The sequence below is a fragment of the Methylobacterium sp. CCH5-D2 genome, assembly GCF_001556475.1.
Classification (GTDB): domain Bacteria; phylum Pseudomonadota; class Alphaproteobacteria; order Rhizobiales; family Beijerinckiaceae; genus Methylobacterium; species Methylobacterium hispanicum.
On sequence record NZ_LSIX01000653.1, the window covers coordinates 1 to 21,726 of the forward strand.

Here is a 21,726-nt window from a genome sequence, read left to right on the forward strand (position 1 = left end):
ATGCGGAGCCGAGCGGTCCCGGTGCGGCCCCTACGTCCCGACCCGCCCGCCGCCGCGCTTCGTGATCGCCACGACGGAGGGCCGGGGCGGCAGGTTCGGGTCGAAGTCCGGCCAGCGGGTCGCGGGCCGCTCGAAGGTGGCGGGCTCGGCCTTCGGATCCTCCTCGTCGGCCTCGCCGGGGTGCTGCACGGCCACGAAGAAGGTGGTGTCGTCGGGCGTAAAGTAGGGGCCGCACATCTCGGCGCCCGCCGGCACCTGGAAGAAATGCTTGCCCGTGCCGCGGCCCGACCCCTCCGTCTCCATCGCCCAGATGCCGTCGGTTCGCCCGGTGCGGCCGGCGGAGTTGCCGTCGGTGGCGACCCAGAGCCGGCCCTCTCCATCGACCGAGCAATTGTCCGGCATGCCGAACCAGCCGTCCCGCGTCGTCGCCGACGAGAAGGTGGCGCCGACCGCCGCGATAGCGGGATCGCCGCAGCGGACCAGCACCTCCCAGGCAAATCCCGGCGCGGCGTAGTCCCGCCCGTCCGGGCTGATCTCGACGATGTGACCGAAGCGGTTCTCGGGCCGCGGGTTGGCGGCATCGACCTGATCGGCCTTGCGCTTCGCATTGTTGGTCAGCATCACGTAGACCTTGCCGGTCTTCGGATTGGCCTCGACGTCCTCGGGCCGGTCCATCTTCGTGGCGCCGAGCAGGTCGGCGGCGCGCCGCGTCTCGATCAGCACGTCGGCCTGATCGCGAAAACCGTTCTCCGGGGTCAGCGGACCCTGGCCGTGGACGAGCGGCAGCCATGCGCCGCGCCCGTCCGCGTTGAAGCGGGCCACGAAGAGCGTGCCGCGGTCGAGGATGTCGCGGTTGGCAGCCTTATCACTGAGATCGACCTTCGCCTCGGTGACGAAGCGGTAGACGTAGTCGAAGCGCTCGTCGTCGCCCTGGAACACGACGTAGCGCCCGTCCGCCGCCAGGATGCCGGCCGCGCCCTCGTGCTTGAACCGGCCCATGGCGGTGCGCTTCTTCGGGGTGGAGGCCGGGTCGAACGGGTCGATCTCCACCACCCAGCCGAAGCGGTTCGGCTCGTTCGGCTCGGCGCCGAGATCGAAGCGCTCGTGGTACCGGCCCCAGGCGTAGAGGTTGCCCGGGATGCCGAGGCGCTTGTGGTTGCGCGCCTCCGCCGACCCCTCGCCGAGCCTGCCCTGGAAGTAGTAGTTGATGTTCTCCTCGCAGGTGAGCCACGTGCCCCAGGGCGTCGTGCCGCCCGCGCAGTTGTTGATCATGCCGAGCACCTGCCGGCCCGCCGGATCGGCCTTGGTCCGCAGGCGCTCCGAGCCGGCGGCGGGGCCGGCGAGCACCATCGGGGTCGTCGCGGTGATGCGGCGGGCGTATCGCGAGCCCGGCACGACCTGCCAGCGGCCGTCCACCCGCTTCACCTCGATCACCGAGCCGCCGTGGGCCGCCATCTCGATGTCGACGAGCTGCTGGGACATGCCGGCGAACGCCGCCTTGCCGTCCTGCCGGCCGAGACCGGGAAACATCAGCTCCTCGTTTGTGTACTCGTGGTTGACCACGAGCAGGCCGTGGGCCGCCGGGTCGGCGGCGCCCGGCAGGGGGAAGAAGCCGATGAAGTCGTTGTTGTAGCCGAACTGCTGTCCTTGAGCCTCAGGCGTCTGGTTGCGCGGGTCGAAGGCGGGTGCGCCCGGCAGCACGGGGTCGCCCCAGCGGATCAGCACCTCGGCGTCGTGGCCCGCCGCGACGTGGTGACGCTCGTCGGAGCCGGCCGGCAGTTCGGTGAAGGGAAACGGCGAGGCGGTCTCGCGGGACGCGCCTTGCGCCGCCGCGAGGGCCCGCGGCGCCACGACGGCGCCGATCGCCCCGACCGCGAGCGCCCCGCGCAGCAGGTCGCGCCGGTGGAAGCGGGCGGCCACCACGTCGCCGAGCGTCGGGTTGGGGCTCGGATTCGAGCCCGCATCCTCGGCCGCCTCGGCGGCCTGCGAGCGGTTGAGGCTGGTCATCGGCGCTGTCTCCGGATCGTCGTACGGGGCGGCTATAGGGTGCAGATGGCACTGCGATGACGCGGGCGGCCGGAACCCGGAGCGGGCTGTGCGCGTTTTGTTCAACAAAGCTCCGCCGTATCCGTTCGTCGCGGGCGGCGCGGGTGACGATCGGGAGCCGAACGCCATGACCCAGACGGACGCGGCGACGCGCCACGCGAGCCTCCAACGCGCCGAGCGGGCCGCCGGCGAGGCCTTCGGCTGGCCGGAGGCGCCCGCCGAGGCGGTGCGCCGCTCGCTGCTTCTCAGCCCCACGGCCATCGCCGCCGCCACGGCGGTGACCACGGTGGCCGCGACGCTGACCTATTTCGTCTGAGACCGCTCGACCCAGGCTCTCGCGCACGGCGCGCCGATCGCTTATCTGCGCCCGCATGAGCGACGACGTGACCAGCGATTGGCTCGGCGACGAGCCAGGGCGTGCCGACCCGATGCGGGCGGTACGCGCCCAGACGAAACCCGCCCTGCCCAACCGCTTCTACAAGCAGGCGGGCTTCACCGAAGGGGAGGGCGGCTTCCGCCTCACCCTCGACGGGCGCCCGGCCAACACGCCGGGCCGCAACCCGCTGAGCGTGCCGAGCCTCGGCCTCGCCGAGCTGCTGGCGGCGGAGTGGGGCGCGCAGGGCGCGTTCATCGACCCCGCCACCATGCCGGTCACCCGGATCGTCAACACCACCCTCGACGGCGTCGTGCCGCGCCGGGACGCGGTGGCGGAGGATCTCGCGGCCTATGCGGGCACCGACCTCGTCGCCTACCGGGCGGACGCGCCCGAGCGTCTCGTGGCCGACCAGGCCCGCGCCTGGGATCCGGTGCTCGACTGGGCGCGCGACACCTTCGGCGTCCGCCTGATCCTCAGCGAGGGCGTGATGCACGTGAGCCAGCCGGAGGCGAGCGTCGCGGCGCTCCGCCGGGCGGTGTTCGCGGTCGAGAACCCCTATCGGCTGGCCGCGCTCCATACCTTGACCACGCTCACCGGATCCCTCCTCATCGCGCTGGCGGTGCTGCACGGCCGCCTCACGCCCGACGAGGCCTGGGCGGCCGCGCACGTGGACGAGACCTATCAGGCGGCGGTCTGGGGCCGGGACGCGGAGGCCGAGGAGCGCCTCGCCAAGCGCCGGGCCGAGTTCGAGGCCGCCGCGACCGTGGCGGCGCTCGCCGGCTGAGGCCGCCTCGTTCGAAAGGCCCGTTTCCGCCCGTAAATCCTCTGTGCTAAGGGCAGCGACGGCCGACCGCCAAGCTCGCCGCGAGAGGGGCAGGCGGAGCGGCCACAACGCCAGCACCAGCCCCGAGGCGCACCCATGAAGGACATTCTCGAGACGCTCGAGCAGCGGCGCGCCCAGGCCCGCCTCGGTGGCGGCGAGAAGCGCGTGGAGGCGCAGCACAAGCGCGGCAAGCTCACCGCGCGCGAGCGCATCGAACTCCTGCTCGACCACGGGTCGTTCGAGGAGTTCGACATGTTCGTGCAGCACCGCTCCACCGATTTCGGCATGGAGAACCAGAAGATCCCCGGCGACGGCGTCATCACCGGCTGGGGCACGGTGAACGGCCGCACGGTCTTCCTGTTCTCGAAGGACTTCACGGTCTTCGGCGGCTCGCTCTCCGAGACGCACGCGGCCAAGATCGTGAAGGTGCAGGACATGGCGCTGAAGATGCGCGCCCCGATCATCGGCATCTTCGACGCGGGCGGCGCGCGCATCCAGGAGGGCGTGGCCGCGCTCGGCGGCTACGGCGAGGTCTTCCGCCGCAACGTCGCGGCGTCCGGCGTGATCCCGCAGATCTCCGTCATCATGGGGCCGTGCGCGGGCGGCGACGTCTACTCGCCCGCCATGACCGACTTCATCTTCATGGTGCGCGACACGAGCTACATGTTCGTGACCGGGCCCGACGTGGTGAAGACCGTCACCAACGAGGTCGTCACCGCGGAGGAACTCGGCGGCGCCAAGGTGCACACCTCCAAGTCCTCGATCGCCGACGGCGCCTTCGAGAACGACGTCGAGGCGATCCTGCAGATCCGGCGGCTGCTCGACTTCCTGCCCGCCAACAACATCGACGGCGTGCCGGAGATCGAGAGCTTCGACGATCCCTTACGCCTCGACAAATCCCTCGACACGCTGATCCCCGACAACCCGAACAAGCCCTACGACATGGGCGAGCTGATCCGGCGGGTCGTGGACGAGGGCGACTTCTTCGAGATCCAAGCGGCGTATGCCCGCAACATCATCACGGGCTTCGGGCGCATCGAGGGGCGCACGGTCGGCTTCGTGGCGAACCAGCCCCTGGTGCTGGCGGGCGTCCTCGACTCGGACGCCTCGCGCAAGGCCGCGCGCTTCGTGCGCTACTGCGACGCCTTCTCGATCCCGATCGTCACCTTCGTGGACGTGCCGGGCTTCCTGCCGGGCACCGCGCAGGAATACGGCGGCCTGATCAAGCACGGCGCCAAGCTGCTCTTCGCCTACTCCCAGGCGACGGTGCCGCTGGTGACGGTGATCACCCGCAAGGCCTTCGGCGGCGCCTACGACGTCATGGCCTCGAAGCATGTCGGCGCCGACGTGAACTACGCCTGGCCCACCGCCCAGATCGCCGTGATGGGCGCCAAGGGCGCCGTCGAGATCATTTTTCGGAGTGAGATCGGCGATGACGAGAAAATCGCCGAGCGCACCAAGGAGTACGAGGACCGCTTCCTCTCGCCCTTCGTGGCGGCCGAGCGCGGCTACATCGACGAGGTGATCATGCCGCACTCCACCCGCAAGCGCGTCGCCCGGGCGCTCAGCATGCTGCGCACCAAGGAGATGGAGCAGCCCTGGAAGAAGCACGACAACATCCCGCTCTGAAGGCGGGACGCTCACACGGCCTCCGGCCTATTCCTTCCGGCGCCGTGGATCCCCTCTCCCCGCGCGCGGGGAGAGGGCCGCGGCCTCGCGGCGATCGGCCTGCCACCGTCATTCCGGCGCGAAGATCGTGATGTTGGAGTTCAGCTGATAGGCCGCGGTCGGCCGCGTGTTGACGAAGCGCAGGCGGATCGGGCTCTCGCCCAGGATCGCGCCGAAGCCCGGGGTCACCGGGACCGGAAGGCAGGTTTCCAGAGCCCTGGCGGCAGCCTCCTCGTAGAGTCGCCGCGTCTCCCCGTCGCCGGTGAGGTGGCGGGCGGTGACCAGCGGCTTGCCGCGCAACGCGCCCGCCTTGTCGAGGCCGAACCGGAAGGCGATCAGCGAGCCCTCGCTGCCCTCCGGTGCCTGCCAGCATCCGGCGAGCCGCGCCCGGAAGGTCGCCCAGTCGTTGACCGCGCCGTCCTGCGCGGCAGCCGGCGCCGCGGGGGCGAATGCGCTGGCGAGGAGGCTGGCGAGGAGGCCGGCGAGCGTGCCGATCAGCTCCGGTCGCTGCTCTCGATGACGGCGCATAGGGTGAGGTCTCCGGTATCCTTGTGCGTCACCGAGCAGGTGATCGCGGCGCCCCCGGCCTCGACCTTGCTGTGCCGCAGCCGGCTCGCAGCCTCCTGGGCCCGGTGCGCGGCCGCCGCGACCGTCGCCGCCGCGATGCCGGTGATCGCGTGGCCCGCCTGCCCGAACAAGGTGTAATACGCCTCCGGCGGGTTCGCTCCGCGGAACTGCGCGCCGACCGAGGACGGGTGCGGCGCCGCGCAGGAAAGCGTCAGGCTCGTCTGCGCATCCGCGGTGAACCGGGCATAGTCACGGCTGCGGTCGTCGAGCCGCGCCCCGGTCTCGGCGGTGACGCGATCGATCAGGTCCCCGCATTCGTCGGCACTGGCCGGACCGGCGACCATGAGGGCGAAGGTGAGGGCGAGGGGGCGCATACCGTGCAAAGATAGCGCGCCGACCGGGTCGGGCGAGCGCCCGGTCAGCCTGCCGCAGCCTCGGCGGCCGGACCGGGCGTCTCCCGCCCGAGATCGAGCCAGACGATCTCCGGCGGTACGCCGATCCGCACCGGCACCCGGCTGACGCCGAAGCCCCCCGAGACGATGATGTGCCGGCCCCGCGACACGACGTGCCCGTAGGACAGGTCGAGACCCTGCACGCGCCGGATCGCGGGCGAGTGGCCGAGCAGGCGGATCTGTCCGCCATGGGTGTGCCCCGACAGGGTGAGCGCGAAGCGATCCGGCACATCGGGGAAGATGTCGGGCTCGTGCGCCATCAGGATCGCGGGGGCGTCGTCGGTGATCCTGGCCACCGTCGCCGGCAGGTCGTCGCGCCACCCCACGAGGTTGCCGGCCCGGTCGAGGAAGGCCTGCTGGTCGCCGAGTCCGGCGAGCCAGAACGGGCGTCCCTGGTGCACGAGGCGCACCGCATCGTTCTCCAGCACCGGGATCCCGCGCGCCTCGAGCGCCCGCTGCGCCTCGGGCGGCCCGGCCCGGCGCCGTTGCGCGTCGTGGTCGTCCCACCAGTCGTGGTTGCCCAGGACCGCGTGGATGCCGAGGGGCGCGCGCAGGCACTCCACCGTGCGGGCGAAGGCGTCGAGCGGTACCCGGCGCCACGCGATGCGCCCGGAGGCCGGGTAATCGCCGAGCAGCAGCACGAGATCGGGCTGCAGCGCGTTCGTGGCGTCCACGATCTCGGCCACGCGGTCCAGCGGCATGAACGGTTCGCAGACATGGAAATCCGCGAGCACCGCCACCGTGAGGCGCAGGCCCGGCGTCCAGCCGGGCAGCGCCGGCGCGTAGCGCGTCACGACGAGGCCGTGCATCGCCTCGACGCCGACGCCGTAGGCCGCCGTCCCGGTGAGCCCGAAGGCCGAGGCGTAGCCGAGCCCGGTCAGAACCTGGCGCCGGGTCGGGAGAATCAGCATCGGAGGCTCGTCGCGGCTCGGACAGACGGCCTCGACGGCCCCGGTCGCGCAGGATGCGCGCGCAGTATGGCCGAATTGGCCCGGGCCGGGCGGCCGCCGTCCGGCAGCGCGCCCGGCCGCGCTTCACGCGAGGGCCTCCGGCTCGCTCAGGCGAGCGGATTGGGCTCGCTCAGACGAGCGGCTTGGGCTCGCTTACGCGAGCGGCTCGTCCTCGTGTACGAGGCTGAGGATGCCCTGCCGTCCGGTCGCGGGCGCGGCGGGCCGGCGCTCCTGCTTCTTCGGGCGGCCCGCGGCGGCGGCGAGCGCCGGCAGCGCGAGGGGGCGGAAACCGTAGAGCGACTCGCCCTGGTCCATCTGGCGACGCTCGCTCTCGGAGGCGCTGACCTGGGTCTCGCTGGGGGCGTACATGGGAGGGGTTCCTGTGCGACGGGGCCGATGCTCGGCCGCCTCGCCCGTCGCCGCCTTCGTCGGCGGCCTCGGGGCTTCCTCGGGGCGCCCGCCGGGTCCGGCGGACCTCCCGATACAAGGCCAATCGAGCTGAACGCTTGCTTAAGGCCGTTCCGGTCCGACACGGTACTGACTTTCGGCACTACCTCCGGCGACGCGGGCGTGGCGCGGGGGATTCAGGCCGCAGCGCCGAGGCCCTCGGACCGGATCCAGTCCCGCGTGCGGTCCAGCGCCCGGGTCAGGCGATCGAAAAGGGCGTCGATCTCGTCGGGCGCGATGATCAGCGGCGGGCAGACCGCCACGCGGTCGCCGGTCAGAAAGCGCACGATCAGACCTTCGGCTTGCGCGAAGGCGACGCAGCGCGCGGCCACCCCCGCCTTCGGGTCGTACTGCGCCTTGGTCCGCTTGTCGGCGACGATCTCCAGGCCGCCGATCAGCCCGATGCCGCGGGCCTCGCCGACGATGTCGTGCTCGGCGAGCCGCGCGAGCCGGGCCTGGAAGTGCGGCGCCTTCTCGGCCGCCCCCTCGACGATCCGGTCGCGCCGGTAGATCTCGATCGCCTTCAGGGCCACCGCGCAGGCGACCGGGTGGCCCGAATAGGTGGTGCCGTGCCCGAAGGTGCCGAGCTTCGCGCTCTGGTCCACCATCGCCGCGTAGAGCGGCTCGTCGACGGTGATCCCGCCGAGCGGCACGTAGCCGGAGGTGACGGCCTTGGCGAAGGAGAGCGTCTGGGGCGCCATGCCGAGCGCCTCCGAACCGAACCACGTGCCGAGCCGCCCGAAGCCGCAGATCACCTCGTCGGCGATGAAGCGCACGTCGTAGCGGGCGAGCACCGTCTGGATCGCCTGGAAGTAGCCCCGCGGCGGCACGATGGCCCCGCCCGCGCCCATCACCGGCTCGGCGATGAAGGCCGCGACCGTGTCCGGATCCTCGCGCAGGATCATCTGTTCCAGCTCGTCGGCGAGCCGGGCGGAGAAGGCCTCCTCGCTCTCGCCGGCTTCCGCGAAGCGGTAATGGTGCGGGCAGGCCGTGTGGAGGAAGCCCGGCAGGGGCAGGTCCCAGTCGGCGTGGTTGGCCTGGAGCCCGGTGAGCGAGGCGGTGGCGACCGTGACGCCGTGATAGCCCCGGCTCCGGCCGATGATCTTCTTCTTGGCGCGACGGCCCAGCGCGTTGTTGTAGTACCACGCCAGCTTGACCTGGGTGTCGTTCGCCTCCGAGCCCGAGGAGGTGAAGAACACCTTCGAGGTCGGGATCGGCATCAGCTCCTTCAGAACCTCGGCGAGCTCGATCGCCGGGTCATGGCTGCGGCCGGAGAACAGGTGCGAGAAGGGCAGGCGGCCCATCTGCGCCGCCGCGGCCTCGACGAGCTCCGCGTTCGAGTAGCCGAGCGCCGTGCACCAGAGCCCGGCCATGCCCTCGATATAGGGGCGCCCATCGGTGTCGTAGACGTGCACGCCCTGGCCGCGCTCCAGCACCAGCGGGCCGTTCGCGCGGTGCGCGTCGAGATTGGTGTAGGGGTGGATCAGGGTTTCGACGTCGCGGGTCGCGAGGTTCGACAGCATGGCGTTTACGTCTCGGGCGTTTCGTCGAGGAGCGTGTCCCCGCCACACTACCGGCCCGATGCGCGAGCAGTAACCCCGTGGAGACCCGGGCGGATCGCGGCCCGGCGCATGGATCGCCAGAATGTTCGACCCGGCCCAGATCGTCGCGGCCCCCGCGCCCGGCCGCGCCTGCGGCGCCTGTACGCTCTGCTGCAAGGTCTACGACGTGCCGGCGGTCGAGAGCGTCGCCGGACAATGGTGCCGGCACACGCGGGCGGGCCAGGGCTGCGGCATCCACGCGACGCGGCCGGACCATTGCCGCAATTTCCACTGCCTCTGGATGACCGAGAGCTGGCTCGGTCCCGAGTGGAAGCCGGACCGCGCCAAGATGGTGCTCGGCCTCGACCCCGTGACCCGCAACATGAACGTGCAGGTCGATCCGGGGCAGGCCAACGCCTGGCGGCGCGAGCCCTATTACGGCCAGCTCAAGCGCTGGGCCGCGGCCTCGATCCCGAAGGGGCGGACGGTGCTGGTCCACGTCAACAAGAGCACCACCGTGGTCCTGCCCGACCGCGACGTGAGCCTCGGCGTGCTCGGCCCGCAGGACCGCATCGTCGCGCGCGCCCGGATGACGCCGCAGGGACCGACCCTCGACATCGAGACCGTGCGGGCGGCCTGATTCAGCGCACGTCCATCCGGTCGAGCAGAGCCGTCAGATCCTCCGGGTCGATCCTGAAGTCGCGCAGGTGGTCCCGCCGCGCCCCGGGGGCCGCCGCCCCGTAGAGGGCATGGTAGGGTTGGCCGCGGGCCGCCGCGATGTCGCGGTAGTACGGGTCCTGGAAGGTCTCGGGGGCGAGGTGCACCACCGGCGTGCCGGCTGGGCTGAACACCGTGTTGACGAGCCCGGCCCCCTTGATGCCGACCACCGCCTCGGCCGCGGCGAACAGCGCGACCTGATCGGCCACCTCCAGGCGCTCGGTGTCGATGACCGCGAAACCGCGGGCGCGCAGCAGGGGGAGGATGGCGTCCCGGTTCAGGAGATCGCGCTGGCGCAGCCGGTTGCGGTCCACGAACAGGCGCAGGCCGCGCCGTCCGCGCTGGCGCGCGAGGAGGCGCGGCACGAGCGTGGCCGGCCGCAGGCGCCCGACCCGCTGCCGTAGCACCGCGTCGAGGCGGGCGAGCGCCTCCGGCGACTTCGCCAGGCCGGCATGGCGGACCGGGCTCACCCAGTGCAGGCGCGGGACGCGGTAGGCCGTTTCCGGATCGATGAAGCGCAAGGCCACGTCGCGCGCCCGGCCGAGCCAGAGCCGGACCGAGCGCTCGCGCATCCGGTTGTTGTGCCAGTCGTGCCGCGGCAGCAGCAGGGTGATGGTCTCGCCCGGGTGCCGGGCGCGCAGGACGTCGAGCGCGGCCAGCCGCGGCAGGTCCTCGCAGAGCCAGTGGCCGTAGTTGAACGAGCCCTGGTTGCCGACATAGAGGCAGGGGCCGGGCGCGGGCGGCATGTCCTGCGCTTCCGCCTCCGGCGCCAGGGGGCCGGAGAGCGCCCGCTCCTCCGGACGGTGGCTCTCGTAGACGAAACGCCGCCCGCCCGCCGCGCCGACGTAGAGCACGTTGCGCAGGATCGTCGCGTCCTCCAGCCGCACCAGCAGGGCGGGGGGCGCTGCGCCGATGCCGTCCTCCGCGAAGCGGGCCAGCATCGCCGGCGGGGCGGGCGCATCGCGCAGGCGCAGCGTCTCCGGCATCGGCCAGCGGTAGCGCCAGGACGGATAGAGCACGTCGAGCACCTCCGCCCCGTCGCCCCCCGCACGGAGGGCCGCGATCTCCGCCGGCAGATCGACCGAACCGTCGGCCGGGTAGAGCGCCCGCGGGGCGCAGGAGACGTAAGCGGTCATGCGGCGGCCTTCTGGCACAGCCGGCCCCGCGCCGCATCCCGTCGTGCGATCGAACTTAACCGTCCCGAAACCATGGGGCGGAATAAATCGTTGGGCCGGCGGCGCTCACGGGTGCGCGGCAGCAGTGGCGTAACGGATGGCTCGCGCCGTGATGACGAGACGTGGACTCAACGCGGGCGCGCGCCGCCCCACAGGCCTGCGCTGGATCGGTGCCGCCGTCGCGCCCTGGATCGCCGGCACCGCCTTTCTGGTTTCCTTCACGGCCGACGCGGGAACCGGCGGTCCGGGCATCCTGGGGCCGGACCGGGACCTGATCCGCGCCCTGCCGGCCGACCTCGTGACGCTGGGCGCCCTGCGCCGCTCGGCCCTGCCCGCCTTCGAGCGGTCCGCGGGCACCGCCGCCCGGCGCCCGGCCTCCCTGCTCGACCTCGAACTCACCGCCAACGTCAGCGGCCTGCTGACGCCGGGCTCGGCCACCTGGAACCCGGACCTCGAACCCGACCAGGGCTTCGTGCCGGTGGCCGACCTCGGCCTGACCACGGGGGCGGGCAGCGCCGCCTCGACGGGGTCGGCGAGCGCCGACATCACGGCCGGCGACGTGCTGCGCCACGACGGCTCGACGCCCCCCGTGCCCCGCGCCGTCGCGCTCTCCTCGACGACGCCCGCGCCCGCCGACGCGACGCCCGTCGAGGTCGCCGCCGCGAGCCTGCTGATGCCCGAGATCCTGCGCTCCGAGCGCGCCGCGCCCGTCGCGCCGGAGGGCGCGCGCTCCCGCTACGCGGACCTGATCGCGCCCGACGCCCTCGACAAGGAGCAGCGCTGCCTCGCCGAGGCGGTCTATTTCGAGGCGCGCAGCGAGCCCGAAGCGGGCCAGGCCGCCGTGGCGCAGGTCGTGCTCAACCGCGTGAAGAGCGGGCTCTATCCCGCCAACGTCTGCGGTGTCGTCTACCAGAACCGGCATCGCTACATGGGCTGCCAGTTCTCCTTCGCCTGCGAGGGCAAGTCGCTGCGCATCGCCGACTCGGCCTCCTGGCAGACCGCGAGCCGCATCGCCCGGTCGGTGATCGAGGGGCGGACCTATCTCGCCGAGGTCGGCGCCGCGACGCACTACCATGCGGACTACGTCCGGCCCGGCTGGTCGCGGCGTCTGCGCCGGATGGACGTCATCGGGCGGCACATCTTCTACACCCTCAAGCCCGGGCAGACCTGATGTGCACAGCTTCTTGCGGGGTCGATATACTTACGTAAGTGCGAATCCGTAGTCGCGACCAAGGGTTAATTTTACCGTGAGTCGCGATTAAGCTTGCGTGAAGGGCAACCGGGACGCCTTCTGGACGTCGAGATGAGCGCCAAGCAGCGCCCCATCCGTTCCGTCCTTCTCAAGCGTCCGAGGAAGCCCACCCATGACCGCGCCGGTCACCCGTACATCCCTCTGGCTCACCGCGCTCGCCGGCGCCGTCCTGCTCGCCGGGCCGGCCCAGGCCGGCGGCTGCGCCGGCGCCGCCTGCTACCGCTACGTCTCCACCCCGCCGGTCTTCGACACCGTGCAGGAGACCGTGCTGGTCCGCCCGCCCCGCACGGTCTACCGCACAGTCCCGCCGGTCTACGACACCGTCGCCGAGCGGGTGATGGTGGCCCCGGGCGGGCGCGTCTGGACCACCCGCCGCGGTCCCTACGGCGAGCTGGAGGGCTGCTGGGTCTCGACGCCGCCGCGCTTCGCCGTGCGGAACCGGCAGGTGCTGGTGCGGCCCGCCCAGGCGATCCCGGAGACGATCCCGCCGCAATACGCCAGCGTCAGCCGCCGCGTCCTCGTCGCGCCGGCCCGCGCCGGCTGGGTGCCGACGGGCGGCGGCTACGGCCCCGGCCCCGGCCCCGGCTTCGGTCCCGGCTTCGGCCCTGGTCCGGTCGGACCGGTCGGCTCGATCCCCGACGCGCTGGGCATCGCGGGGGCGAGCGCCGTGGATCTCGGCGTCGGACTCGGCCTCTCCCGGGGCAGCATCTACGACGGCTACTGAGACGCGGCGTCCCGGTTCGGTCGGATCGCCGGGGCATGTCCCCGGCGATCTTGATTCGGGACGCCCACGCCACAGGTCACCTCCGTTCGGGGAGGCGCGCGATGGCGACGTTCAAGGCGTGGGTGGTCGAGCGGGGCGCGGGCGGCCAGAGCCTGACCTTCCGCGACTTCGACGAGGCCGACTTCATGGACGGCGACGTCACCGTCCGGGTCACCCATTCGGGCCTCAACTACAAGGACGGGCTGGCGCTGACCGGGCGCTCGCCGGTGGTGCGCCGTTTCCCGATGATTCCCGGCATCGACTTCGCGGGCGTGGTCGAGGCTTCCGCCGATCCCGCCTACCGGCCGGGCGACGCCGTCGTGCTGACGGGCTGGGGCGTCGGCGAGACCCATCTCGGCGCCTACGCGGAGAAGGCCCGCGTGAGGGGCGCGTGGCTGGTGCCCCTGCCGGACGGGCTCACCGCCGAGCAGGCGATGGCGATCGGCACGGCGGGCTACACCGCGATGCTGTCGCTGATGGCGCTCGAGGCGCACGGCCTGAGGCCGGAGCACGGCCCGGCCCTCGTCACGGGCGCCTCGGGCGGTGTGGGCTCGGTCGCGGTCGCGCTGCTGGCGCGGGCCGGCTGGCACGTCATCGCCTCGACGGGGCGCGAGGGGGAGGCCGCGTACCTGCGCGGGCTCGGCGCCGCCGAGATCATCGACCGGGCCGAACTCTCGGTGCCCGGCAAGCCGCTCGCGAAGGAGCGCTGGGCCGCCGCCGTCGATGCGGTCGGCTCCACCACGCTGGCCAACGTGCTGGCCGGGACGCGGGCGGACGGCGCCGTGGCGGCCTGCGGGCTGGCGCAGGGCATGGACCTGCCGACCTCGGTCGCGCCCTTCATCCTGCGCGGCGTCGCGCTTCTGGGCATCAACAGCGTGACCACGCCGCAGCCGAAGCGGCGCGAGGCCTGGGCCCGGCTCGCGGCCGAACTCGACCTCGACAAGCTCGCCGCGATGACGACCCGGGTCGGCCTCCAGGCGGTGGGGCGGCTCGGGGAGGAGATCCTCTCCGGCAAGGTGCGGGGTCGCACGGTCGTGACGATCGGCTGACCGCTCGCGCGGAACCGCCGCCGCGGCCGCGGCATTGCCGCTTTCATGAGCATCGCATTCGTCCGCGAGAAGGAGGGCGGGGAGGCCTTCGAGGATCTTCCCGACCGTCCGATCTCCCCGCACACCAATTTCGTGACGCCCGAAGGGCTGGCCCGGATCGAGGCGGAGGTCGCGAGCCTCCAGGCCGAGGTCGGCCGCCTCGATCCCGGCGACAAGGCCGGACAGGCCCGCTTGGCGCGCGACCTGCGCTACTGGACCGCGCGCCAGGGCACGGCGCAACTCGTCGAGCGGGTCGAGGGCGAGGCCGTGCATTTCGGCTCGACCGTGACGCTCCGGCGCGAGGACGACAGCCGCCAGACCTTCCGCATCGTCGGCGAGGACGAGGCCGACCCGGCCAAGGGTTCGATCTCCTACGTCGCCCCGCTCGCCCGCGCCATCACCGGCAAGAGCGTCGGCGATGTGGTCGAGGTGAACGGGCAGGAGGTCGAGGTCGCGGAGATCCGCTGAGCGGACGGCTCTCCGGCCGCCTCCGCCCTCACGCCGCGTTGCTGGCCAGCTGATCGAGGCTGGCGCTGATGTTGCCGAGATCGCCCGCCGCCGCGTGCATGCTGCCCGAGATCTCCCGGGTGACCGCGCTCTGCTCCTCGATCGCGCCGGCGACGCCGGTCACGTAGCCCTGGACCTCGTCGACCGTCCGGCCGATCGCTTGGAGCATGCCCGCGACCTCGTCCGAGACGGTCTGCATCTGCATGATCTGGTTCGAGATCTCCGCCGTGGCAGCCGTCGTCTGGCTCGCGAGCGCCTTCACCTCCGTGGCGACGACCGCGAACCCCTTGCCGGCCGCGCCGGCCCGGGCCGCCTCGATCGTCGCGTTGAGCGCCAGGAGGTTGGTCTGCTCGGCCACCTTGGTGATCGTCTGCACGACCCCGTCCATCGCGCGCGCGGCCTCCCGCAACTGCCGGGTGAAGGCGTCCGCCGCCCGCGCGCGCGCGCTGATTCCGTCCACTGCCTGCTTGGAGCGGGCCATGTTGGCGCTGATCTCCGTGACGGAGGCGCTGAGTTCCTCGGCGGCGGCGGCGACGGCCTGCACGTTGCCGAGGGTGAGCCGCGTGGCATCCGTCGCGTGGAGCCGGGCCTGGGTCGCCGCGGTGATGTCGGCGGCGAACTTCATCACCTTGTAGGGCCGGCCGGCGGCGTCGAGGATCGGGTTGTAGCTGGCCTGGAGCCAGATCTCCCGGCCGTTCCGGCCGCGGCGCTCGAAGATGCCGCTGCGGAAGGTGCCGCGCCGCAGGTCCGCCCAGAAGGCCGCGTATTCCGGCCCCGCCGCGGAGGCCGGATCGACGAACATGCGGTGATGCTGCCCGACGATCTCGCTCGCCTGGTAGCCGACCGCCTCGAGGAAGTTGCTGTTGGCCTCCAGGATGACGCCGTCGAGATCGAAGGCGATGACGGCCTGCGATCGGCCGACGGCGTCCATCTGCCCGCGGATCTCCGCGTCCCGCAGGCGCTGGGCCGTGACGTCGATCCCGTACTTGACCACCTTGAACGGCCGCCCCGACTCGTCGAGGATGGGGTTGTAGCTCGCCTGGAGCCAGACCTCCCGGCCGCCCTTGCCGAGGCGCATGAACTCGCCGCTCAGCGGCTCCCCACGGTTCAGGCGTTCCCAGAAGGACGCGTACTCCGCCCCCACGGCATCCGGCGCCATGAAGATCCGATGGTGCTGCCCGCGGATCTCATCGATCCCGTAGCCCATCGCCGACAGGAAATTCCGGTTCGCGTCGAGAATCCGGCCGTCGAGACCGAAATGGATCACGGCCTGCGTCTTGTCGATCGCGCCGATCTGACCAGTCAGATCGAGACGCTCGCGCATCCGGTCGGTGACGTCGCTCGCCTGGATCGTCACCCGCGCCGTCCGCCCGCGGGCATCCGGCACGGGCAGGTAGAGAACCTGCAGCCAGATCGCCCGCCCGTCCTTCGTGCGGAACTGCTCGGTCGCGTCCTGTCGTTCGCCACGGATGAGGGCCGCCGACAGGACGCCGCTCGCGGTTTCCGGCGCCGCGACGAGCTGGCCGTGATGCCGGCCGACGATCTCGTCCGCGCCGAAGCCCAGGGCACGGCAGAAGCGCTCGTTGGCGGCCAGGACCGTTCCATCGGGAGACAATTCGGCCATCATGAGCGCGCCGTCGAGTGCGGCCAGCTTGGCCGCCGCGCGGGACGGTCCGCGAATTCCGTTGAACATCGTTGCCCCTCCCGAGCTGCGATCGACATGGCGGTATCGAAGCGCGAATTCTACCTGGTGGGGTAGCTTTCCCGATCGGGCGGCCTGTACCGGCAGTTGTACGAGTGGATGCTTGTCGATTCATTAATTTGATGACGCGACAAGATTTCGTGACCGCAGACCACGCTCACACTGCGAGTTTATCGCGCAGATTTCGTTGTAGCCCTCACGCAAGATTGAATTTTACTTCTTCACTCAACTCACGATTGCGTTTCTTTTCCGGGGGCGGCGTATCCCTCGAAGGCGGGACGCATCCCGGCGATCGCCTCGGCCGCGAAATCCATGAAGGCGCGCACCCGGGGCGCGTGCCGGAGGTCGGGATGGGTGAGGAGCCAGAGGTCCGCGCCCAGTTCCGCCTCGACGCCGCCGAGGCGGCACAGGGACGGGTCGGCATCGCCCGCGTAGCAGGGCAGCGGGCCGACCCCGATTCCCGCCGCGATCGCCTCGCGCAGGCCCATCACCGTGTTGAGTTGCAGGACGACCCGGTCCGCGCCGGCGCGTGCCCGGACGAACCGGGCGAAACGCCCGCCGGCGACCGAATCCGACAGGCCGACCCAGGACTCGGCCGGCCCGCGGGGCCTGTCGGCGCGCCCGTAGACCGCCCAGGCGATGCCCGAGAGGCGCCGTCCCACGAGGTTCGGCGGCGGCTCGAGGCCGGCGCGCAGCGCCACGTCCGCGTCGCGACGCGAGAGGTTCAGGGCCTCCTCGGCCACGACGAGGTCGGCCCGCACCGCCGGATGGCGGACCAGGAAGCGGCCGACGAGCGGCACGAGCAGTTCGGCGACGAAGCCTGCCGCCGCGGTGATGCGCAAGAGGCCGGCCGGGGTCTGCGCCCGGCCCGCGACCGCGCGGCCGAAGCCGGCCACGTCCGCCTCCATGCGCGCGGCCGCCGCCGTCATCGCCTCGCCCGCCTGCGTCGGCACGTAGCCGGTGCGATGCCGCTCGAACAGCGCCGTGCCGAGCACCGCCTCGATCTGCTGCAGGCGACGGAAGGCCGTGGAGTGGTTGATGCCGAGATGGGCGGCGGCATGCGTGAGCGCGCCCCGGTCGGCGATCGCCTTGACCAGGCGGAAGTCGTCCCAGGCGAGCGGATCCTTTGCAAGCATGCAAGGATCATCTTGCACGTCGGGGCATTTCCGCAAGCGGGCGAACGCGCGATACCCGCGCCGGGCGGGCCGCGGCCCGACGGACAAGGGCTTACGAGGAGACGCCGCGATGGCAAAGGTTCTGGTGCTCTACTACTCGTCCTGGGGCCACGTGGAGCAGATGGCGCAGGCGGCGGCCGAGGGCGCCCGCGAGGCGGGGGCCGAGGTCACGCTCAAGCGCGTGCCGGAACTCGTGCCCGAGGAGGTCGCGCGCCAGTTCCACTACAAGCTCGACCAGGCGGCGCCGGTCGCCAGCCCCGACGAGCTCGACCAGTACGACGCCATCATCTTCGGCACGCCGACCCGGTTCGGCAACATGGCGGCGCAGATGAAGCAGTTCCTCGACCAGACCGGCGGCCTGTGGGCCCGCGGCGCCCTCGTCGGCAAGGTCGGTTCCGTCTTCACCTCCACGGCCTCGCAGCATGGCGGCCAGGAGACCACGCTGACGAGCTTCCACACCGTGCTGCTCCACCACGGCATGGTGCTCGTCGGGCTGCCCTACAGCTTCCAGGGCCAGAACGGCGTCGATGCGGTGAAGGGCGGCTCGCCCTACGGCGCGACCACGATCGCGGCCAACGACGGATCGCGCCAGCCGAGCGCGGTCGAACTCGACGGCGCCCGCTTCCAGGGACGGCACGTCGCGACGATCGCGGGCAAGCTGGCCTAGCCCGAGAGGGCGGGCGCCCAAGAAAAAAGGCTCGGATTGCTCCGAGCCTCTGAAGGATAAAGGCCATTGGGGGCTGAACTGGCCTTCGTGATGGCTCAACGGGCCGGCCCGATCCCGGTTCCGCGACGGCGCGAAAAATTTTCAGCGCGGCGCCGCGGCCCGGGTCAGCCGGTCGCGGATCGCCTCGCCGAGACCGGATTCCGGGATCGGCGACACCGCGATGCAGGGTGCACCCGAGGCGTCGAGCGCGCGCAGCGCCCCGAACAGCTGCGCGGCCGCCTCGGCGAGGTCGCCGCCGGGACTGAGGTCGCGTACGGCGCGGGCCTGTCCCAGTCCGTCCGGGCGCGCGCCGCCGAAGAGCAGCGCCGCCTCACCCGGCTCGAGGGCCGTGGCGTCGAGGCGCACGCGCGCCCGCGGCGCGTAGTGCGAGGCGAGCAGGCCGGGTCCCGCGGGCCGGGCCGCGTCCGCTTCGGCGGCCGTCTCAGGCTCCTGCCCCAGCACCGCGGCGAGCGCGGCGCGCGTGATCCCGCCGGGCCGCAGCAGACGCGGCCATCCGCCGAGGCAGGCCACCACCGTCGATTCGACCCCGACCCGTGTCGCGCCGCCGTCGAGGAGCGCCGCGATCCGGCCGTCGAGATCGGCGAGGACGTGATCCGCGCAGGTCGGGCTGACCCGCCCCGAGCGGTTGGCGGAGGGGCCGGCGAGCGGCCGTCCGAAGGCCTGGAGCAGATCGCGCGCGAGCGGGTTGCCCGGCACCCGCAGGGCCACGCTCGGCAGGCCCGCGCGCGCGAGATCGCAGACCGTCGTCTCCGCCGTCGCCGGCACCACCAGCGTCAGCGGCCCGGGCCAGAACGCCGCGGCCAGGGCTTCCGCGAAGGCGTCGAACCGCCCCTGCCGCCGCGCCGCGGCGGGATCGGGCAGATGCGCGATCAGCGGGTTGAAGCGCGGGCGCTCCTTGGCGGCGAAGATGCGCGCGACGGCCTCCGGATCGGTCGCGTCGGCGCCCAGGCCGTAGACCGTCTCGGTCGGGAAGGCGACGAGCCGCCCGGCCCGTAGGAGCCGCGCGGCCTCGGCGATCCCCGCCGGGTCGCCGGACAGGCGCCGCGTCGAAGCGGACGCCGTTGACCCCGGATCGTTCATATATAAACTATCTCCGGCCGTGACGGAGGCCGCGGCATCGGCTTATGTCGGCGCGAGCGCGCCGGCCTAGCCCCAGCGGCCCGTACGCGTCAAACGAGCGGACCGGCCTCCGAGCCGGCCGGGGAGGAATATCCGTGAGCTACCGCGCGCCCGTATCCGAGATGGTGTTCACGCTGGCCCACGTCGCGGGCCTGCCCGAGGAGGCTCTCAGCAGCGCGGACGCGGAGGCGATCCTCACCGAGGCCGGCCGGCTCGCCGCCGACGTGATCGCGCCGTTGAACCGCGTCGGCGATCGCCACGGCGCCACGCTGAGCGCGGGGACGGTGACGACGGCGCCGGGCTGGGCCGAGGCCTACCGGGCCTTCGTGGATGGGGGCTGGAACGGGCTCGCCGCCGATCCGGACCACGGCGGCCAGGGCCTGCCGCATCTGCTGGGCGCCGCCGCGACCGAGATCTGGAACGGGGCGAACCTCGCCTTCAGCCTCTGCCCGATCCTGACCGCGGGCGGCATCGAGGCGCTGGTCGCGCACGGCTCGGACGCGCTGAAGGCGCGCTACCTGGAGAAGCTGGTCTCGGGCACCTGGACCGCCACCATGAACCTCACCGAGCCGCAGGCCGGCTCGGACCTCGCCGCGCTCCGCACCCGGGCGGAGCCCGCGGGCGACGGCAGCTACCGGATCACCGGCGCCAAGATCTACATCACCTACGGCGAGCACGACATGGCGGACAACATCGTCCACCTCGTGCTGGCCCGGCTGAAGGACGCGCCCGCGGGCACCCGCGGCATCTCGCTGTTCCTCGTGCCCAAGGTGCTGCCGGACGGATCGCGCAACGACCTGCGCTGCTCCGGGCTGGAGCACAAGCTCGGCATCCACGCCTCGCCGACCTGCTCGATGGCCTTCGGCGACGAAGGCGGCGCCACGGGCTGGCTCGTCGGCGAGGAGAACCGCGGGCTCGCCTGCATGTTCACCATGATGAACTCGGCCCGGCTCAACGTCGGCCTACAGGGCGTGGGCGTGGCGGAGGCCGCCACGCAGAAGGCGCTGGCCTACGCCCAGGAGCGCCGCCAGGGCCGCGCACCGGGGGCGGCCGAGGCGAGCCCGATCGTCGCCCACGCCGACGTGCAGCGCACGCTGCTGACCATGAAGGCCTACACGGCCGCCGCGCGCGGCATCTGCTACCTGACCGCGGCGGCGCTCGACGCCGCGGACGGGCCGGAGGGGCAGGCGGCGCACGACCGCGCCTCCCTGCTCACGCCCGTCGCCAAGGCCTTCTCGACCGACATCGCGAACGAGGTGACCTCCCTCGGGGTGCAGGTCCACGGCGGCATGGGCTTCGTCGAGGAGACGGGCGCCGCCCAGCTGATGCGGGACGCGCGCATCCTGGCGATCTACGAGGGCACCAACGGCATCCAGGCGATCGACCTCACGAACCGCAAGCTCCCGCTCGACGGCGGCGCGACCGTGCGCGCCCAGATCGCCTCCATGCGCCGGGCCGCCGAGGGGCTGGTGAAGCACGCCGACCCGGCCTTCGGCCAGGCGGCGGCCCGGCTGCGGGCCGGCATCGAGAGCCTCGACCGGGCCACCAGCCACCAGCTCGCCGCGCTCGCCTCGAACCGGCCGGAGACGGCGCTCGCGGGCGCGACGCCGTACCTGCGCCTGTTCGGCCTCGTCCAGGGCGCGGCCTGCCTCGCCACGGCCGCGCTCGCGGCCCGCTCAGGCCTGGCCTCCGGCGAGACCGATCCGGCCCACCGGGCGCGCATCGCGCTCGCCCGCTTCTTCGCCGAGAACCTGCTGCCGGCGGCCTCCGGCCTCGAGGTCGAGGTGATCGACGGCGGCGCCTTCGTGGACGAGGCCGCCCTGGTCCTGTCCCAGTGAAGTCCTGTCCCAGTGATGTCCCGGCGCAGCGAGTGAGGGTGCGATGACCGATCATGTCCGCATCGAGGATCTGGAGGGCGGCGTCCGCCTCGTCACCCTGGACCGGCCCGAGAAGAAGAACGCGCTGACCGGCGCCATGTACGACGCGATGCGCGGCGCGCTGGAAGAGGCGGACGCCTCCGAGGCCGTCGGCGCGGTGGTCTTCGCCGGCCAGCCCGGCGCCTTCACGGCCGGCAACGACATCGCCGACTTCGTCGCCCGCGCGCAACAGACCTCCGGCGAGGCGCCCGCGCTCCGCTTTATCCGGCACCTCGCCCGCACCCGGACGCCGATGGTCGCGGCGGTGGACGGCGTCGCGGTCGGCATCGGCACGACCCTGACGCTGCACTGCGACCTCGTCTACGCGAGCCCGGCGGCGCGCTTCCGCACACCCTTCGTGGAGCTCGGCCTCGTGCCGGAGGCGGCCTCGAGCTACCTGCTGCCGCGTCGGGTCGGGCGGCTCAAGGCCACCGAGATCCTCCTGCTGTCCGAGATGTTCGGGGCCGATCAGGCCGAGGCTCTGGGCCTGGTCAACGCCGTGATGCCCTCCGACATGCTGGTTGAGCACGCGCTCGCCCAGGCTGCCCGCCTCGCCGCCCTGCCGCGCGGCGCGCTCCAGGCGGCCCGGGCGCTGATCCGAGGTGATCAGGCCGAGGTCGACGCCGCGCTCCAGGCCGAGGCCGAGGCCTTCGGCCGTCAGCTGCGCTCGGAGGAGGCGCAGGCCGCCTTCCGGGCCTTCCTCGACCGCGCCAAG

At 72.5% G+C, this 21,726-nt stretch carries 21 protein-coding genes; 11 read left to right on the plus strand and 10 right to left on the minus strand.

Annotated features, from left to right (window positions below):
* Positions 1 to 30 precede the first annotated feature (30 nt).
* Positions 31 to 2,007 (minus strand): PhoX family phosphatase, encoded by a 1,977-nt coding sequence (locus AX737_RS17250; RefSeq protein ID WP_066923576.1) that lies wholly within the window; start codon positions 2,005 to 2,007, stop codon positions 31 to 33.
* Between the two features lie 166 nt (positions 2,008 to 2,173).
* On the opposite strand from AX737_RS17250, the gene AX737_RS17255 reads away from it, so the two are divergent.
* The 3 genes from AX737_RS17255 to AX737_RS17265 all read left to right on the plus strand — a co-directional run bounded on the left by AX737_RS17255 (position 2,174) and on the right by AX737_RS17265 (position 4,874).
* A complete protein-coding gene (locus AX737_RS17255; protein ID WP_156453798.1) occupies positions 2,174 to 2,362 on the plus strand; it encodes a hypothetical protein in 189 nt (62 codons plus the stop codon).
* Between the two features lie 55 nt (positions 2,363 to 2,417).
* Complete coding sequence (locus tag AX737_RS17260) at positions 2,418 to 3,206, plus strand: ATP12 family protein (protein ID WP_066923583.1); 789 nt, start codon at positions 2,418 to 2,420, stop codon at positions 3,204 to 3,206.
* Between the two features lie 135 nt (positions 3,207 to 3,341).
* Positions 3,342 to 4,874, plus strand: a complete 1,533-nt coding sequence (locus AX737_RS17265; protein WP_066923586.1) for an acyl-CoA carboxylase subunit beta — start codon at positions 3,342 to 3,344, stop codon at positions 4,872 to 4,874.
* A gap of 108 nt (positions 4,875 to 4,982) precedes the next feature.
* Here AX737_RS17265 and AX737_RS36000 read toward each other — a convergent pair whose 3' ends face one another.
* From AX737_RS36000 to AX737_RS17290, 5 genes are all read right to left on the minus strand, one after another.
* Positions 4,983 to 5,441, minus strand: a complete 459-nt coding sequence (locus AX737_RS36000; protein WP_238231776.1) for a hypothetical protein — start codon at positions 5,439 to 5,441, stop codon at positions 4,983 to 4,985.
* Positions 5,408 to 5,854 (minus strand): ABC transporter ATPase, encoded by a 447-nt coding sequence (locus AX737_RS17275; protein WP_066923588.1) that lies wholly within the window; start codon positions 5,852 to 5,854, stop codon positions 5,408 to 5,410. Before AX737_RS17275 ends, AX737_RS36000 begins: the two co-directional genes overlap by 34 nt.
* Before the next feature lie 44 nt (positions 5,855 to 5,898).
* On the minus strand, positions 5,899 to 6,843 hold the full coding sequence (locus AX737_RS17280) for a metallophosphoesterase (RefSeq protein WP_066923591.1): 945 nt from the start codon (positions 6,841 to 6,843) through the stop codon (positions 5,899 to 5,901).
* Between the two features lie 192 nt (positions 6,844 to 7,035).
* Complete coding sequence (locus AX737_RS17285; RefSeq protein ID WP_066923594.1) at positions 7,036 to 7,251, minus strand: hypothetical protein; 216 nt, start codon at positions 7,249 to 7,251, stop codon at positions 7,036 to 7,038.
* 215 nt (positions 7,252 to 7,466) lie between these two features.
* Positions 7,467 to 8,852, minus strand: a complete 1,386-nt coding sequence (locus AX737_RS17290; protein ID WP_066923597.1) for an aminotransferase — start codon at positions 8,850 to 8,852, stop codon at positions 7,467 to 7,469.
* A 121-nt stretch (positions 8,853 to 8,973) separates the two neighbouring features.
* Between AX737_RS17290 and AX737_RS17295 the strand changes: the two genes are divergently transcribed.
* Positions 8,974 to 9,510: a hypothetical protein gene (locus tag AX737_RS17295; protein WP_066923600.1), complete on the plus strand. Its 537-nt coding sequence runs from the start codon at positions 8,974 to 8,976 to the stop codon at positions 9,508 to 9,510.
* Between the two features lies 1 nt (position 9,511).
* On the opposite strand, the gene AX737_RS17300 is transcribed toward AX737_RS17295, so the two are convergent.
* Entirely contained in the window at positions 9,512 to 10,723 is a 1,212-nt protein-coding gene (locus tag AX737_RS17300) for a glycosyltransferase family 61 protein (protein WP_066923603.1), read from the minus strand.
* A 151-nt stretch (positions 10,724 to 10,874) separates the two neighbouring features.
* Here AX737_RS17300 and AX737_RS17305 point away from each other — a divergent pair, with 151 nt between their 5' ends.
* The 4 genes from AX737_RS17305 to greA all read left to right on the plus strand — a co-directional run bounded on the left by AX737_RS17305 (position 10,875) and on the right by greA (position 14,333).
* Positions 10,875 to 11,933: a cell wall hydrolase gene (locus tag AX737_RS17305; RefSeq protein ID WP_066923604.1), complete on the plus strand. Its 1,059-nt coding sequence runs from the start codon at positions 10,875 to 10,877 to the stop codon at positions 11,931 to 11,933.
* 193 nt (positions 11,934 to 12,126) lie between these two features.
* Entirely contained in the window at positions 12,127 to 12,738 is a 612-nt protein-coding gene (locus AX737_RS17310; protein ID WP_066923606.1) for a hypothetical protein, read from the plus strand.
* A gap of 101 nt (positions 12,739 to 12,839) precedes the next feature.
* Positions 12,840 to 13,826, plus strand: coding sequence for an MDR family oxidoreductase (locus AX737_RS17315; RefSeq protein ID WP_066923608.1), 987 nt, complete (start codon positions 12,840 to 12,842; stop codon positions 13,824 to 13,826).
* Between the two features lie 45 nt (positions 13,827 to 13,871).
* The gene (gene greA / locus AX737_RS17320; RefSeq protein ID WP_066923610.1) at positions 13,872 to 14,333 is read left to right on the plus strand and encodes a transcription elongation factor GreA; all 462 of its coding nucleotides are present in this window, start codon (positions 13,872 to 13,874) and stop codon (positions 14,331 to 14,333) included.
* Positions 14,334 to 14,361: 28 nt separating this feature from the next.
* Here greA and AX737_RS17325 read toward each other — a convergent pair whose 3' ends face one another.
* Positions 14,362 to 16,065 carry a PAS domain-containing methyl-accepting chemotaxis protein gene (locus AX737_RS17325; RefSeq protein ID WP_066923612.1) on the minus strand — a complete coding sequence of 568 codons (1,704 nt, stop codon included), beginning with the start codon at positions 16,063 to 16,065 and terminating at the stop codon, positions 14,362 to 14,364.
* Between the two features lie 239 nt (positions 16,066 to 16,304).
* Positions 16,305 to 17,210: a LysR family transcriptional regulator gene (locus AX737_RS17330; RefSeq protein ID WP_066923614.1), complete on the minus strand. Its 906-nt coding sequence runs from the start codon at positions 17,208 to 17,210 to the stop codon at positions 16,305 to 16,307.
* Positions 17,211 to 17,319: 109 nt separating this feature from the next.
* Between AX737_RS17330 and wrbA the strand changes: the two genes are divergently transcribed.
* The gene (wrbA, locus tag AX737_RS17335; RefSeq protein WP_066923616.1) at positions 17,320 to 17,916 is read left to right on the plus strand and encodes an NAD(P)H:quinone oxidoreductase; all 597 of its coding nucleotides are present in this window, start codon (positions 17,320 to 17,322) and stop codon (positions 17,914 to 17,916) included.
* Between the two features lie 141 nt (positions 17,917 to 18,057).
* Here the strand turns inward: wrbA and AX737_RS17340 are convergent, their stop codons facing one another.
* Positions 18,058 to 19,056, minus strand: coding sequence for an L-threonylcarbamoyladenylate synthase (locus AX737_RS17340; RefSeq protein WP_066923618.1), 999 nt, complete (start codon positions 19,054 to 19,056; stop codon positions 18,058 to 18,060).
* Between the two features lie 134 nt (positions 19,057 to 19,190).
* On the opposite strand from AX737_RS17340, the gene AX737_RS17345 reads away from it, so the two are divergent.
* Together AX737_RS17345 and AX737_RS17350 are read left to right on the plus strand one after the other, a co-directional pair.
* Positions 19,191 to 20,933: an acyl-CoA dehydrogenase gene (locus AX737_RS17345; RefSeq protein ID WP_066923620.1), complete on the plus strand. Its 1,743-nt coding sequence runs from the start codon at positions 19,191 to 19,193 to the stop codon at positions 20,931 to 20,933.
* 43 nt (positions 20,934 to 20,976) lie between these two features.
* Positions 20,977 to 21,726: enoyl-CoA hydratase-related protein (locus AX737_RS17350; RefSeq protein WP_066923622.1), on the plus strand; the 750-nt coding region annotated here is incomplete at its 3' end.